Raw genomic sequence first — 279 nt, forward strand, 5'->3', positions numbered from 1 at the left:
ATTGCCGCCAATGCCGTCGCGGCTTCGGTCAAGGGCATGCCACCGCTTAAGGCGCAAAATCTGGTGCTGATCGCAGCGCCGAGCTCGATGCCGGCGATCTTCGATGATTTCAGCGACATGATGAATGTTGGGCCGCGTTCCCGCGTCGCCATGGCGGATCGGGTGAAACATCTGTCGGGCCGGCTGCTGAGCGAATTCACCGGCGATCGCCAACTTGCGGAGGCGCCGGTGCCGACGCTGATCATCCACGCGCCGGACGATCGCGAGGTGCATGCAGAC

General features: G+C 63.4%; 1 pseudogene. It reads left to right on the top strand.

The window, feature by feature from the left end:
• Positions 1 to 279: pseudogene (locus EN857_RS34430) on the top strand (alpha/beta hydrolase); the annotation flags it as partial.

Origin of the sequence: Mesorhizobium sp. M4B.F.Ca.ET.214.01.1.1, assembly GCF_004791545.1 — a bacterium.
GTDB classification, from domain to species: Bacteria; Pseudomonadota; Alphaproteobacteria; order Rhizobiales; family Rhizobiaceae; genus Mesorhizobium; species Mesorhizobium abyssinicae.